The sequence below is a fragment of the Dyella sedimenti genome, assembly GCF_022760995.1.
Taxonomy (GTDB): domain Bacteria; phylum Pseudomonadota; class Gammaproteobacteria; order Xanthomonadales; family Rhodanobacteraceae; genus Dyella; species Dyella sedimenti.
In genome coordinates this window covers 14,058-27,969 of sequence record NZ_JAKWJO010000009.1, presented here as the reverse complement: position 1 = coordinate 27,969, position 13,912 = coordinate 14,058, and the positions used below count along the sequence as shown (strand labels likewise).

General features: G+C 67.4%; 12 protein-coding genes. 3 read left to right on the top strand and 9 right to left on the bottom strand.

All coding sequences use genetic code 11. The features are described from left to right. Positions 1 to 134: 134 nt before the first annotated feature. Complete coding sequence (locus MJ605_RS16590; protein WP_243042582.1) at positions 135 to 620, bottom strand: DciA family protein; 486 nt, start codon at positions 618 to 620, stop codon at positions 135 to 137. A 29-nt stretch (positions 621 to 649) separates the two neighbouring features. Here MJ605_RS16590 and MJ605_RS16585 point away from each other — a divergent pair, with 29 nt between their 5' ends. Both MJ605_RS16585 and secA read left to right on the top strand, forming a co-directional pair. After that, complete coding sequence (locus MJ605_RS16585; RefSeq protein ID WP_243042581.1) at positions 650 to 1,579, top strand: M23 family metallopeptidase; 930 nt, start codon at positions 650 to 652, stop codon at positions 1,577 to 1,579. Positions 1,580 to 1,813: 234 nt separating this feature from the next. Next, entirely contained in the window at positions 1,814 to 4,549 is a 2,736-nt protein-coding gene (gene secA / locus MJ605_RS16580; RefSeq protein ID WP_243042580.1) for a preprotein translocase subunit SecA, read from the top strand. 262 nt (positions 4,550 to 4,811) lie between these two features. Here secA and MJ605_RS16575 read toward each other — a convergent pair whose 3' ends face one another. The 6 genes from MJ605_RS16575 to MJ605_RS16550 all read right to left on the bottom strand — a co-directional run bounded on the left by MJ605_RS16575 (position 4,812) and on the right by MJ605_RS16550 (position 11,891). After that, a complete protein-coding gene (locus MJ605_RS16575; RefSeq protein WP_243042579.1) occupies positions 4,812 to 5,663 on the bottom strand; it encodes a symmetrical bis(5'-nucleosyl)-tetraphosphatase in 852 nt (283 codons plus the stop codon). Continuing rightward, entirely contained in the window at positions 5,663 to 6,046 is a 384-nt protein-coding gene (gene apaG, locus MJ605_RS16570) for a Co2+/Mg2+ efflux protein ApaG (protein WP_243042578.1), read from the bottom strand. Before apaG ends, MJ605_RS16575 begins: the two co-directional genes overlap by 1 nt. Positions 6,047 to 6,126: 80 nt before the next feature. Next, complete coding sequence (rsmA, locus tag MJ605_RS16565) at positions 6,127 to 6,912, bottom strand: 16S rRNA (adenine(1518)-N(6)/adenine(1519)-N(6))-dimethyltransferase RsmA (protein WP_243042577.1); 786 nt, start codon at positions 6,910 to 6,912, stop codon at positions 6,127 to 6,129. Between the two features lie 37 nt (positions 6,913 to 6,949). Then, on the bottom strand, positions 6,950 to 7,987 hold the full coding sequence (gene pdxA / locus MJ605_RS16560; protein ID WP_243042575.1) for a 4-hydroxythreonine-4-phosphate dehydrogenase PdxA: 1,038 nt from the start codon (positions 7,985 to 7,987) through the stop codon (positions 6,950 to 6,952). A 7-nt stretch (positions 7,988 to 7,994) separates the two neighbouring features. Further along, positions 7,995 to 9,341, bottom strand: a complete 1,347-nt coding sequence (locus tag MJ605_RS16555; RefSeq protein ID WP_243042574.1) for a peptidylprolyl isomerase — start codon at positions 9,339 to 9,341, stop codon at positions 7,995 to 7,997. Between the two features lie 39 nt (positions 9,342 to 9,380). After that, the gene (locus MJ605_RS16550) at positions 9,381 to 11,891 is read right to left on the bottom strand and encodes an LPS-assembly protein LptD (RefSeq protein WP_243042573.1); all 2,511 of its coding nucleotides are present in this window, start codon (positions 11,889 to 11,891) and stop codon (positions 9,381 to 9,383) included. Between the two features lie 104 nt (positions 11,892 to 11,995). On the opposite strand from MJ605_RS16550, the gene msrB reads away from it, so the two are divergent. Beyond that, entirely contained in the window at positions 11,996 to 12,394 is a 399-nt protein-coding gene (gene msrB, locus MJ605_RS16545) for a peptide-methionine (R)-S-oxide reductase MsrB (RefSeq protein ID WP_243042572.1), read from the top strand. 13 nt (positions 12,395 to 12,407) lie between these two features. Here msrB and MJ605_RS16540 read toward each other — a convergent pair whose 3' ends face one another. Beyond that, a complete protein-coding gene (locus MJ605_RS16540; RefSeq protein ID WP_243042775.1) occupies positions 12,408 to 13,325 on the bottom strand; it encodes a histone deacetylase family protein in 918 nt (305 codons plus the stop codon). Between the two features lie 12 nt (positions 13,326 to 13,337). Then, positions 13,338 to 13,904 (bottom strand): cob(I)yrinic acid a,c-diamide adenosyltransferase, encoded by a 567-nt coding sequence (locus MJ605_RS16535; protein WP_243042571.1) that lies wholly within the window; start codon positions 13,902 to 13,904, stop codon positions 13,338 to 13,340. Positions 13,905 to 13,912: the final 8 nt, after the last annotated feature.

Sequence of the window (13,912 nt, the reverse complement as noted above, 5' to 3'; positions counted from 1 at the left end):
TCCATTGGCAGCTGTTCACGTACTGATGACATCAGGGTCTATCAGGTCCGTGGGGGCATGGTATAAACCGACGTACGCCGATCCGAAGATCGGTGTCAGGAAAGTACGCCAATGGAGTCGGCGAGGGCCGGATGTCAGTCCGCCGCCCCGTCGGGTCGGGAAACAGAAACTTCGGCGACGGACGCCAGCTCGAGGAACAGTGCCCGCAATTCGGGGTCTGTGGTTGAGGCCGCCGCGGCTCTCAGGTGAGAGGCGGCGGCGGGCGAAAGCGGTTTTGACCGATCCGGCGCGTTTTCCGTCGGTGGAGGGGGGGCCACTTTCACGGTGATTGCACGGGCGTACGTGCCGATGGCGCGTGCGGTCGAGAGGATTTGCGTCTGGAGAAGGCGCAGCCTGGCGGCCAGGGCCGGTGTGGGAGCCAGAAAAACGAGGCGGCCGTCTTGCAGGTTGGCGAAACGAACCTGCTCGCGGAGTGGTGACGGTAACGTCTGGCGCAGTGCGCGATCCAACGCATCCAGCTCACGGGCCTTGCGGGCCAGTGAGGCGATAGGGCCGAAGGCGGTAATGGGCGTGAGTCCGGAACCGGCGCGGCGGGAGGGTGGTGGAGCGTCGCGCTGCATGGATGCCGACATCTTCGACGAAGAAAGACATGCAAATCATACTTGTGTCCCGCACCAAAAAGGTGCCGAAAACCCTGAATCTGGCCGACCGGCGGCTGCGTTACCGCCTGATCGGCATGGCGGCGGTGGCGGTGCTCGGCTGCGCGGGCCTGGGCGGGGCGATCGCGATGGCGGTGTCCAGCCCGCATGACCGGGCGCTGGCGGAGATCCGCCGCCTGCGGCAACAGGTGCAGCAGCAGAACCAGCAACTGGCCGAGGTGCGCAAGGACGCCCAGCGGGATATCGACGGGCTGGCGGTGAAGCTCGGCCAGCTGCAGGCGCAATCGACCCGCCTCAATGCGCTGGGCGAGCGCCTGACCCAGGTCGGCAAGCTGGACGATGGCGAGTTCAACTTCGACGAACAGCCAGCGGTCGGCGGCGTCGAGGATGGCCAGGACAGCGGCTATGCCCTGCCGCAGACCCTGGATACCAGCATCGACCAGCTGGCCGGCCAGTTCGACAGCCAGCAGGCGCAGCTCTCGGCGCTGCAGAGCCTGCTGCTGGATGCCAAGATCGAATCCAATCTCAAGCCCACCGGGATGCCGGTGGATGGCTATATTTCCTCCTACTTCGGCGGCCGTCCCGATCCGTTCAGCGGCCACGCCGCGTATCACACTGGCCTGGACATCTCCGCGCCCAAGGGCACCCCGGTGCATGCGGTGGCCGAAGGCATGGTCACCTATGCCGGCGAGCGCAGCGGCTACGGCGAGGTGATCGAGATCGACCATGGCAACGGCTATATGACCCGCTATGCCCACAACAGCCGGCTGGAGGTCCACCCGGGCCAGCGCGTGCACGTGGGCGACGTGGTTTCCGAGGCCGGCTCCACCGGCCGTTCCACCGGTTCGCACGTGCATTTCGAGGTCTGGTACAAGGGCCGCGTGGTCAATCCGCTGGCTTTTGTGAAAAACCACCGCTGAGCGGCCTATCCACCGGACCTTGAAAGCCCGGAAGCCCGCCGCCACTCCCTATCCGGGACGATGATCGGGGGAGTCCGCGGTGCCGGCCGGCCTCGCCGCGTGCCGTGGCGCCGACCCGCGCCACTGGCGGCGTGGCGTTTGGGATAGCCCGCCGACCCTAGTATCATCAATCCTTTCGTCCTGCCCCGGGTTTGCCGGGCGGGCGGCTCATGAATCCCCAGATCCGGAAGATCGATGCTCAATCGTGCCCTGACGAGCCTTTTCGGTAGCCGCAACGAACGCGTGCTGCGTCAGCTCTCCAAGACTGTCGCGCGCATCAATGCGTTGGAACCGGAGTTCGAAAAGCTCAGCGACGAGGCGCTGCGCGCCAAGACCGACGAGTTCAAGCAACGCGTCGCCGCGGGCGAGTCGCTCGACAAGCTGCTGCCGGAAGCCTTCGCCACCGTGCGCGAGGCGGCCAAGCGCGTGCTGGGCATGCGTCATTACGACGTGCAGATGATCGGCGGCATGGTGCTGCATTCCGGCCGCATCGCCGAGATGCGCACCGGCGAAGGCAAGACCCTGGTGGCGACCCTGCCGGTGTACCTCAATGCCCTGGAAGGCAAGGGCGTGCACGTGGTCACCGTGAACGACTATCTGGCCCGTCGCGACGCCGGCCAGATGGGCCGGCTGTACGGTTTCCTCGGCCTGACCACGGGCGTGGTGTGGCCGGGCATGGACCATGCGGACAAGCATGCCGCCTACGCCGCCGACATCACCTACGGCACCAACAACGAATTCGGCTTCGACTACCTGCGCGACAACATGGCCTTGTCCAAGGACCAGCGCTACCAGCGCGGCCTCAACTACGCCATCGTCGACGAGGTGGATTCGATCCTGATCGACGAGGCCCGGACCCCGCTGATCATTTCCGGCCCGGCCGAGGATTCGCCGCAGCTGTACATCGCGGTGAACAAGATCGTGCCGAGGATGATCCGCCAGGAGAAGGAAGACGGCCCGGGCGACTACTGGGTCGACGAGAAGCAGAAGCAGGTGCACCTGTCCGAGGAGGGCATGTCGCACGCCGACGAGTTGCTGCGCGAGGCCGGCGTGATTGCCGCCGACAGCGGCCTGTACGACTCCACCAACCTGGCGGTGGTGCACCACCTCAACGCGGCGCTGCGTGCCAATGCCATCTACCATCGCGACGTGGACTACATCGTGCGCGACGGCGAAGTGGTGATCGTGGACGAGTTCACCGGCCGCACGCTGCCGGGCCGCCGCTGGTCGGACGGCCTGCACCAGGCGGTGGAGGCGAAGGAAGGCGTGCCGATCCAGCGCGAGAACCAGACGCTGGCCACGATCACCTTCCAGAACCTGTTCCGCATGTACAAGAAGCTGGCCGGCATGACCGGCACGGCGGACACGGAGGCCTACGAGTTCCAGCAGATCTATGGCCTGGAGGTGGTGGTGATCCCCACCCACAAGCCGATGATCCGCAAGGACAACCCGGACATGGTGTTCCTCGCCCAGCAGGCCAAGTACCGCGCGGTGATCGAGGACATCAAGGACTGCCACAAGCGCGGCCAGCCGGTGCTGGTGGGCACCACCTCGATCGAGGTGTCCGAGCTGCTGTCGGGCCTGCTGCGCAAGGAGAAGATCCCGCACGAGGTGCTCAACGCCAAGCAGCACGAGCGCGAGGCGCACATCGTGGCCCAGGCCGGCGCGCCGGGCTCGGTGACCATCGCCACCAACATGGCCGGCCGCGGCACCGACATCGTGCTCGGCGGCAGCCTGGAGGCAGCGCTGGCCGCGCTGCCGGAGAACGCCACCGAGGCCGACCGCGCCAAGGCCAAGGAAGAGTGGAAGAAGCGCCACGAGCAGGTGCTGGCCGCCGGTGGCCTGCACATCGTGGGCACCGAACGCCACGAGTCGCGGCGCATCGACAACCAGCTGCGCGGACGTTCCGGCCGCCAGGGCGATCCGGGTTCCTCGCGCTTCTATCTGTCGCTGGAGGACAACCTGCTGCGCATCTTCGCCGGTGACTGGGTTGGCCGGTGGATGCGCATGTTCGGCATGAAGGAAGACGACGCGCTGGAGGACCGCATGGTCAGCCGCCAGATCGAAAAGGCGCAGCGCAAGGTCGAGCAGCACAACTTCGACATCCGCAAGCATTTGCTGGAGTTCGACGACGTCGCCAACGACCAGCGCAAGGTGATCTACAGCCAGCGCGACGAGTTGCTGGAAGTGGACGACGTCTCCGAGACCATCGCCGACATCCGCGATGACGTGGTCACCGGCCTGGTGCGCCGCTACGTACCGGCCGACAGCGTGGACGAGCAGTGGGACCTGGCTGGGCTCGACCGCGAGCTGGAAAGCGAATTCGGACTGGCGCTCGACGTGAAGTCATGGGTCGAGCAGCAGCACGAGATCGACGACAAGATGATCCTCGACCACGTGCGCGAGGCGGTGGAGCAGCTGTTCAAGGCCAAGGAACAGCAGATCGGTCCCGAGACCATGCGCCAGCTCGAAAAGCACATCATGCTCAGCGTGCTGGACAACGCCTGGAAGGAGCACCTGGCGAGCATGGATTACCTGCGCCAAGGCATCTACCTGCGCGGCTATGCGCAGAAGCAGCCCAAGCAGGAGTTCAAGCGCGAGTCGTTCGAGCTGTTCTCCAGCATGCTCGACCGCATCAAGGTCGAAGTGGTGCAGATGCTTGCGCGCGTGCGCATCCGCAGCGAGGAGGAAGTGGCCGCGATGGAGGCCGAGCAGCAGCGCCTGGCCGAGCGCCTGCAGCGCCAGATGCTGGCCAGCGGCGGCGGTGCCCCGCTGGCGGCGCTGGGGGCGGACGCGGAAGCGGTGGCCGCCGGCAGCCTGGCCGCGCCGCCGCTGCCGAGCCCGAACGAAGGGCCGCGCGTGGGCCGCAACGATCCTTGTCCTTGCGGCTCGGGCAAGAAGTACAAGCACTGCCACGGTCAGCTGAACTGATCTCGAAAAAGAAACCCCGCCGAGGCGGGGTTTCTTTTTGTCTCTTCTTTTTCTGTGGGAGAGCATCCTGTGCGCGACTGTGTGGCGGAACGGAGGGGATAGGGATGAGTAGTGAGGGCGCAGGCCCGGAAGTTCGTCGTGGCATGCAAACTGGCCTCTGGCCGTCTGACTTGGCGCCCTGACTACTCGCCTCTAACCCCTAATCCTGCCGCAGTCGCGCACAGGGTGCGCTCCTGCAAGGTGTCTACGAGAAGAGGGGGACTCAGTCGCCGCCGCCGGGCGGGCGGGTGCGGTAGGGTTCGGCATTCACGGTGATGTATTGCGGCTCCTCGCTGTCCAGGCGCATCGCGGTGAGCTGGCCGCCCCACACGCAACCGGTGTCGATCGCGTAGATGCCCATGCCTGCGAAGCGGCCCAGGGCCGACCAATGGCCGCATACGATGCGGGTGTCGCGCCGGCGCATGCCCGGGACCTCGAACCAGGGATACATGCCCGGTTTCTGCGTGCCCGGGATGCCCTTGCTCTCGAAGTCGATGCGGCCGTGGATGTCGCAATAGCGCATGCGGGTCAGCGTGTTGATCGAGGCGCGCATGCGCTCGATGCCTTGCAGGCGGCTGTTCCAGGCGGCGGGTCGGTTGCCGAACAGGTTCTTCAGCAGGCGCGGGTGGCGTGGACTGCCCAGCTCCCGCTCGATCTCCTGCGCCGAGCGCTGGGCCTGGCGCAGCGTCCACGACGGGGCCAGGCCGGCATGCACCATGGTCCAGTTCAGTTGCTCGTCGTGGTGCAACAGGCGCTGCGAGCGCAGCCATTCCAGCAGCACCGGCGCATCGTCGGCGAACAGCACCTCGCGCAGCTCGGGATTGACCTTGGACTGCGCCTCGGGCCTGCGCTGCGCGATGGCCAGCAGGCTGAGGTCGTGGTTGCCCAGCGTCACCACCGAATGCTCGCGCAGGCTGTGGATCAGGCGCAGCGTGGCCAGCGACTGGCCGCCGCGGTTGACCAGGTCGCCGCAGAACCACAGGCGGTCGCTGGCGGGATCGAAGCGGAGCTTGTCGAGCAGGCGTTGGAGCTCGGGATGGCAGCCCTGCACATCGCCGATTGCGTAGATGGCCATCAGTGCAGCGTACGCGGGATGGACAGGGTGAAGGGCGGAATCGGCGCCTCGAAGCGCGTGCCGTCGTCGGCCAGCATCTGGTAGCTCCCTTGCATCACGCCCACCGCGGTTTCCAGCACGGCGCCCGAGGTGTATTCGTAGTGGTCGCCGGGACGGATCCACGGCTGCTCGCCGACCACGCCTTCACCCTGCACTTCCTCTACCTTGCCATTGGCGTCGGTGATGATCCAGTGACGGGTGAGCAGGCGCGCGGGCATGTCGCCCGCGTTGTGCAGCGTGATGGTGTAGGCGAAAACATAGCGGTTGTCGCCGGGACGGGATTGGTCGGGGACAAAGCGGGGTTCGACCTGCACGTCGATCGTGTAGGAAGATCTGTCGTTCATGCCGCGATTGTACGGGTTGTCGTGCCGCATGGGGCAAGCTTGCGGGCGGCGCGCTGAATCGGGGCCGGCCGCTTGCGCCGTCACTCCGCGGCGATGCGGGCCAGCCGCACGTAGTCCTGCGGCGAGAGCGTTTCGGCGCGCGCCTTGGGGTCCACGTCCGCGGCGAGGATGGCGCCGGCGTCCATGACATTCTTCAAGGCATTGCCCAGCGTCTTGCGACGCTGCGCGAACGCGGCCTTCACGATCGCGTGGATGCGCGCCGGGTCGGCGTCGGGCAGTTGCGCGGGTGGCAGCGGCACCAGCCGCACTACCGCCGAATCCACTTTCGGCGGCGGCCGGAACGCGCCCGGCGGCACCACGAACAGCGATTCCACCCGGCAGGCCAGCTGCAGCATCACCGATAGCCGTCCATACACTTTGCTGCCGGGCTCGGCCGCCATGCGGTCCACTACTTCCTTCTGCAGCATGAAGTGCATGTCCTGGATGGCGTGCGCGTGCGCCACGCAATGGAACAGGATGGGACTGGAGATGTAGTAGGGCAGGTTGCCGGCGATGCGCAGCCGAGCCACGCCCAGGCGGTGCGCCAGGGCGGTGAAGTCCACCTTCAGCACGTCCGAATGGATGATGTCCAGTTCGCCGGCGCTGGCCGCGCGCTCCTGCAGGCCCGGAATGAGGTCGGTATCCAGCTCGATGGCGGTGAGCCTGCCCGCGGCGGCCAGCAGGGGCAGGGTCAGCGCGCCTTCGCCCGGGCCGATCTCCACCACCACATCTTCCGGGCGCGGGGAGATGGCGCTGACGATGCGGTCGATGTAGCGCTTCTCGTGCAGGAAGTGCTGGCCAAAACTTTTCTTGGGACGGGCATTCATGGCTGGCGATGGGAGAGGAGTAGCGGGGGCGCGACGATCATGCGTCATGGCCGGCCGTGGGGATACGAGCGGCCGCCAGGGAGGCGCTCCGGCGCCTCGCCACCAGGTCCAGCGCCATCCTCGTCGCCGCGATCAGACTCGACGGATCGCCCTTGCCGGTACCGGCAAGGTCCAGCGCCGTGCCATGGTCCACCGAGGTGCGGATGAAGGGCAGGCCCAGGGTGAGGTTGACCGTGCGGTCGAAGGCCTCGCTCTTGAGCACCGGCAGGGCCTGGTCGTGGTACATCGCCAGCACGGCGTCGTAGCGCGCGCGCTGGGCTGGCACGAAGGCCGTGTCGGCCGGCAGCGGGCCGATCAGTGCCATGCCCTCGGCGCGCAGGGCGTCGAGCAACGGGATGAGGGTATCGATTTCCTCGTGGCCCAAATGGCCGCCCTCGCCGGCATGCGGGTTGAGTCCCAGCACGGCGATGCGTGGCCCGGTCAGGCCGAACTTGGCCTTCAGCTCGAGGTGGACGATGCGCAGCACCCGTTCCAGGCCCTCGCGGGTGATGGCGGCGGGAACGGCGGACAGCGGCAGGTGGGTGGTGGCCAGCGCCACCCGCAGTTCGGGGCTGGCCAGCATCATCACCACGTCGGCCCGGGTGCGTTCGGCGAAGAACTCGGTGTGGCCGCTGAAGCGTATGCCCGCCTCGTTGATCGAGGCCTTCTGCAGCGGGGCGGTGACCACCGCCGCATAGCGGCCCGCCAGGCAGCCGTCGGCGGCCTCGGCCAGGGTGGCCAGCACGTGCCGGGCGTTACGGGGATCGGGACGGCCGGGCACTTCCGGCGTGCCCAGTGCGATGGGGCGGACCCTCAGCTGGCCCGGGCGGCGTTCGGCGACCGGGGCGCCATCGTCGTCGATCAGCTCGACGGCCTCGCCGCAGCGCGCGGCGGCGCGTTCCAGCAGGCCACGGTCGGTGAGCGCAATGAGATTGGCCGCCAGCGGCGTGGCGGCCAATCGGATCAGCAATTCGGGCCCGATCCCCGCCGGCTCGCCTGCGGTGACGGCCAGCCGGGGCAGGGCAGTGGCGTTCAACCCGGCCTCAGGAGGACTTGGCGTTCTGCTGCTCGTTGGGATCGCGCAGCTCGGGGACCAGGATGTTCACGTAGGCGCTGGAGCGCATTTCGCGCAGGTAGTCGTCGTAGGCCTGGTCGGCCTTGCGGTTACCGATGGCCTGGCGTGCCTGGTTGCGTTCCATCTCGTCGGTGCGGTCGCTCTGGCGGGTGCCAAGGCGTTCGAGGATGTGCCAGCCAGCCTCGCTCTGGAACGGCTGCGAGATCTGGTCGTCCTTCAGTTCGACCAGGTGCTGGGCGATGGTGCTGCCCCAGTCGTTCTGCATGAACCAGCCCATGTCGCCGCCATTGTTGGCGGTGGTGTCGTCCTTGGAATTCTCCTTCGCCAGCGTGGCGAAGTCCTCGTGCTTGTTGACGATGCGGTTGTACAGGTCCTCGGCCTTCTGGCGGGCCTGCTCCGGCGTCAGCAGCTCGCTGGGCTTGATCAGGATCTGGCGGGCGTGGAATTCCTGCACGACCTGGCGGCTGGGCGCGCGCTGCTCGATCAGCTTGAGGATGTGGAAGCCGGTGGGGCCGCGCAGGGCCGGGGTCACGTCGCCGGGCTTCATGGTGGCCACGGCGTCGGCGAAGGCCGGCGGAATCTCGTCCATGCGGCGCCAGCCCAGGTCGCCGCCGTCCAGGGCATCCTGGGCGTCGGAATAGCGGATGGCCGCGGCGTGGAAGTCCATGCCGCCCTTGACGGCGTCGATGGCCTGGGTGGCCTTGTCCTGGGCCGCCTTGATGTCCGCGGCGCTGGCGCCGGTCGGCAGGCTGACCTGGATGTGCGCCAGGTGGACCTCGCCCGCCTTGTAGGTGGGGCTGGCCAGCATGTTGTTGATTTCGCTGTCGGTGATGTTCACCTGGTCGCGCACCACGCTGTCGTGCAGGCGCTGGGCGATCAGCTGGTCGCCGAGCTGGCGGCGGAACGCGGCGAAGCTGGATCCGTCCTGCTCCACGGCCGCGCGCAGCTGTTCGGGGGTCATCCGGTTCTGCTGGGCCACGGCGTTGACGGCCTGGTCGATGTCGGCGTCGGAGACGCGGATGCCCTGGTCGTCGGCGCGCTGCACCTGCAGTTTCATCAGGATCAGGCGCTCCAGCACCTGGCGACGCAGCACGTCCATGGGGGGCAACTGCCCGGGATTGCTGGCGTACTGCTGCTGCACCGAGCGCACGGCCTCGTCCAGTTCGCTCTGCAGGATCACGCCCTCGTCCACCACGGCCACGATGCGGTCGAGCGACTGGTTGCCCTGCTGGGCCTGCGGCAACAGCTGGGCATGGGCGGGCAGGGCGGTCGCGGTGGCGACCGCGAGCAGGAACAACGCGAGAGGCTGCTTCATCTAGTCCAGGGCCTTCAGTCGCCGGAGGCGACAGGGAAGTTATTGATAACCAAGAATACCATTGCGCAGGGCGTTTTCCGACTGACCGGTGAACTGGCCCATGCCCTTGAACTCGACCTCCAGCATGATCGCGGTGTTGGCCGAGCCCAGCTGGGTGGTGTAGTTGTAGGTATTCACGTAGTGCCGGCCGACCAGGCGCAGCGCGATGCAGCAGCTGTCGTACTCGACGCCGGCCAGGGCCTCGATGGTCTTCTTGTCCAGCGTCGAGTAGGTCCAGTGGCCGAGCAGGCGCCAGCGGTCCGAGATCGGATAGACAATGGAAGCGTCGTATTGTTCCAGCATCGGCGTGGTGCTGCCGGGATAGCGGCGGTAGCGGTAGGAAAAGTTGATGATGCCGTCGGTCTTGATGCGCTTCTGCAGGGTGATGGAGCCCAGGTCGGTGAGACGGGTGTTCGGGTTCCACTGGTACTGGGACATCAGCCGCCAGTCGTCGCTGAGCTGGCTGGTGAGGTCGATGGCGTAGTCCGAACCGGACCAGTCGGTCGGTACGGGCACCGTGGTGTTGCTGTTGGGCACCTGCACCCGCTGCTGGGTGAAGTAGCGGATCTGGCCGAAGCTGGCCGACAGCCGTTCCACGCCGTTGTCGTCCAGCAGCCGGCTGGTCAGCATGGCGCTGAGGTTGTTGGCGTTCATCTGGCGGTCCGCGCCCGAGTACATGTTCGTGGTGAACAGCTGCCAGGTGTCGAACGACATCAGGTTGGTGTCGAACAGCGGGATGTTGTCCTGGTTGCGGTATGGCACGTACAGGTAATACAGCCGCGGCTCCAGCGTCTGGGTGTAGGAGGTGCCGAACAGCGAGGTGCTGCGGTCGAAGATCAGGCCGCTGTCGACGCTGACGACGGGCAGCGAGCGGCTGGGCGAGCCGCTGTTGAAGGGCGAGGTCTGGCCCTGCCCCAGCAGGCCGTAGAAACCATACTGCTGGTAGTTGCCGGTAAGGTCGTAGGCCGTGTAGCGGTAGGCCACACGGGGGCGCACGAACCAGGCGGTGCCCTGGAAGTCCGCCTGCAGGTAGGGATACACGTCCAGGCGGTTGCCTTCCACCGAGTCTTCCTTGCGGAAGGCCACGGCCTCGGTGTTGGCGCCCACTTCCAGCCAACGGTTGATCGGGTAGTCGACGTTGAAGGTCGCGCGCGGCCAGCGCTTGTACTGCGCCACCGTGTCGGGCAGGCCGGGATCGACGTTCTGGTAGGCGTCGGCGCCGAACGAGGCGCTCCAGTAGGCCTTGCCCCAGGTGCCGCCGCCATTGATGTAGGCGCTGGAACTAAGCGTGCCGATGGTGGCGGTGTACAGGTCGTTGCCGAAGTCGCGCAGGTAGCTGCTGTCCGAGGCGCGGTTGATCGACACGTTCAGCGACCACGGCCCGTACAGGTGCGTGACGTCGTTGTACTTCAGCAGCCAACGATCGTCGCCCTTGGTGTTGGCGAGGCCGTCGGGATCGCTGGGGCCATGGTCGTTCGGCAGGAACTCGAAATTCAGCTGGCCGATGCTGCCCGGCACCAGGTAGCGGAATTCGCTGGCCAGCATCACGCCGCGGTCGGTGTAGATGCGCGGGTCCAGCGTGGCGTCGTAGTTGGGCGCCAGGTTGAGGTAGTACGGCGCGCTGACCATGAAGCCGGAACGGCTGGAGTTGCCGATCGTCGGGGTCAGGAAGCCGCTCTTGCGCTCGTCGTTGATCGGGAAGGTGAAGCTGGGCAGCCAGAAGAACGGCACCCCGTACAGGTACATGGTGGCGTCCTTGGCCACGCCTTCGCCGGTTTCCTTGTCCGTGCGGATGTCCTTGGCGTGGATCTCCCACACGTGGTTGCCCACGTCGCAGGTGGAATAGGTGGCCTGCAGGTAGCGGCTGCGCTGGTCGTCCAGCATCTGTCCCTGCACGGCCACGCCGTTGCCGCGGTTGGTCAGCATCTGGTAGGCGACGTTGTCGGCGATGCCGGTGCTGGCATCCTGGTTGCCGCGCATGTGGTCGGCCGACACCAGCTGTCCCACTTCCTGATAGTGCACGCCGCCGCGTGCGTCGTAGTCGGTGGTGTCGTCGTTGTAGTCGGCCACGTCCGACTGCATGCGCTGGTCGGCGCGCTGCATCTTCACGTCGCCTTCCAGGTGATAGACGCTCTGGTTGGAGCTGTCCACGCGCTGCGCCCACACGTAGGTGTTGGAGATGTCGCGGACCGAACTGTCCTTGCTCAGCGTCGGGTCGTAGAACGACAGCATCGCATTCGGCCGGCACATCGAATAGTTGAGCGGCCGGGGCGGGCAGCGGAACGAGCCGAGCGGGCAATTGGGCACCTCCGGCGGGCGCGCGTTGCTTGGCGGCGCGACGGTGGTCGGCGAGGTGGTGTCGGCGGACGATCCCGTGCTGGCGGGCGTGGTGGGCATGGACTGATCCGGTACCGTCTGGGCCTCGACCGTTCCGCCGAACAGGGCGAGGGCGGCGGCAACCGCCAGCAGGCGGCGCGGAGGCAGGTGGCGCGGAGTCAGCTTGGGCGTCACGATGGCAGTCTGTCGGCTGGGAGGCTCGTAAAGCTAGCAGAAAGCCCCCATGGACGGCAGTTGGACGGCCCATCCAGCGACCAGAACCGGGACGAGGATTCAGCATGAGTGAGCAGAAGATCGACAAGACCGATGCCGAATGGCGTGCCCGCCTGACCCCGGAGCAGTACGCCGTCTGCCGCTGCTCGGCCACCGAGCCGCCGTTCAGCGGCAAGTGGTACCGGCACAAGGCGGCCGGCACCTACCTGTGCGCGGCATGCCGGGCCCGGCTGTTCGCCTCGGAAAGCAAGTACGACTCCGGCTCCGGCTGGCCGAGCTTCTTCCAGCCCCTGATGCGCGCGGCCGTGACCCTGCACCAGGACGACAGCCATGGCATGCGCCGCACGGAAGTACGCTGCGCCGCCTGCGACTCCCACCTGGGGCACGTCTTTCCGGATGGTCCCAAGCCGACCGGCCTGCGCTACTGCATCAACTCGGTGGCGCTGGATTTCCTGCCCGGCTGAGCCGGGTCGGTCGTCAGGCTTCCAGCAGCTCGGTGACGTGGGCCGCCACGCTGGTGGCCAGGGCCAGCAGGTTGTAGCCCCCTTCGAGGGTGGAGACCAGGCGGCCGTTGGCGTGGGCGTCGGCCAGGTCGCGCAGGCGGCCGGTGATCCAGGCGTAGTCCTCGCTGCCCAGGCGCAGGTCCGCCAGGGGATCGTTGCGGTGTGCGTCGAAGCCGGCCGAGACCAGCACCAGCTGTGGCTTGAAGGCATGCAGGCGCGGCAGCAGCGCGCCGTCCCACAGTTCGCGGAATGCGTAGGAACCGTCGCCCGGCGAGAGCGGCGCGTTGACGATATTGCCCACGCCGCGCTCGTCTTCCCGGCCGGTGTCCGGATACAGCGGCATCTGGTGGCTGGAGACGAACAGCACGCGGGATTCGCTGGCGAAGATGTCCTGGGTGCCGTTGCCGTGGTGCACGTCGAAGTCGGCGATGGCCACGCGCTTGAGGCCGTGCGCGGCGATGGCATGGGCGGCGCCGACCGCCACGTTGTTGAACAGGCAGAAGCCCATGGCGCGGTCGGGCGTGGCGTGGTGGCCGGGCGGGCGCACGGCGCAGAACGCCTTGCCGCCCCGGTCCAGCACGGCATCGACCGCCGCCACCATCGCGCCGGCCGCGCGCAGGGCGGCCTCGGCGGAACCGGGGGACATCAGGGTGTCCTCGTCCAGGCGCACGGTGCCGCTGGGGGGAACGGTACCCAGGATGCGATCGACGTGCTGCGGCGTATGCACGCGCAGCAGTTGCTCGCGGGTGGCGCGGGGCGCCTCGATGCGGTCCAGCGCGGCGAAGCGGTCCTGGTCCAGCGCCTGCAGCACGGCGCGCAGGCGCGCGGGCGATTCGGGCTGGTCCGGGCCCGGATCGTGCTGCAGGCAATGGGCGTGGGTGTAGAGCCGCAGCATGCTCGGCTCTCAGTCCTTGGGCTTGCGGCGGCGCTCGTGCTGCCACAGCACCTCGCCGTGGCCGCTGGCGCGGGCCAGCACGCGGGAAATCACGAACAGCAGGTCGGAAAGGCGGTTGAGGTAGCGCTGCGCCTGCGGGCGCACCTCTTCCACGCGGCCGAGCGCGATCACCTCGCGCTCGGCGCGGCGGCAGACGGTGCGGGCGAGATGGCAGCACGAGGCGGCCATGCCGCCGCCGGGCAGGATGAAATCCTTCAGCGGAGGCAGCGGATCGTTGAAGCCGTCGAGCACCTGTTCCAGCCGCTCGATGTCGCCATCATCCACCATGGCCATGCCGGGAATGCACAGCTCGCCGCCCAGGTCGAACAGGTCGTGCTGCACCTGGGTCAGTGTTTCGCGCACGTCGTCGGGCACGCCATCGGCGGCCAGCACCATGCCGATGGTGCTGTTGAGCTCGTCCACCGTGCCATAGGCGCCGACCCGCGGCGAATCCTTGGCGACGCGCGAGCCATCGCCCAGGCCGGTGCTGCCGTCGTCGCCGGTGCGGGTGTAGATCTTCGAAAGGCGGTTGCCCACGCGCCGCC

Excerpts from the sequence above, each read along its gene's own strand:
- MJ605_RS16590 (WP_243042582.1), bottom strand. The coding sequence starts at position 620 with ATGCAGCGCGACGCTCCACCACCCTCCCGCCGCGCCGGTTCCGGACTC.
- MJ605_RS16585 (WP_243042581.1), top strand. The coding sequence starts at position 650 with ATGCAAATCATACTTGTGTCCCGCACCAAAAAGGTGCCGAAAACCCTG.
- secA (WP_243042580.1), top strand. The coding sequence starts at position 1,814 with ATGCTCAATCGTGCCCTGACGAGCCTTTTCGGTAGCCGCAACGAACGC.
- MJ605_RS16575 (WP_243042579.1), bottom strand. The coding sequence starts at position 5,663 with ATGGCCATCTACGCAATCGGCGATGTGCAGGGCTGCCATCCCGAGCTC.
- apaG (WP_243042578.1), bottom strand. The coding sequence starts at position 6,046 with ATGAACGACAGATCTTCCTACACGATCGACGTGCAGGTCGAACCCCGC.
- rsmA (WP_243042577.1), bottom strand. The coding sequence starts at position 6,912 with ATGAATGCCCGTCCCAAGAAAAGTTTTGGCCAGCACTTCCTGCACGAG.
- MJ605_RS16555 (WP_243042574.1), bottom strand. The coding sequence starts at position 9,341 with ATGAAGCAGCCTCTCGCGTTGTTCCTGCTCGCGGTCGCCACCGCGACC.
- msrB (WP_243042572.1), top strand. The coding sequence starts at position 11,996 with ATGAGTGAGCAGAAGATCGACAAGACCGATGCCGAATGGCGTGCCCGC.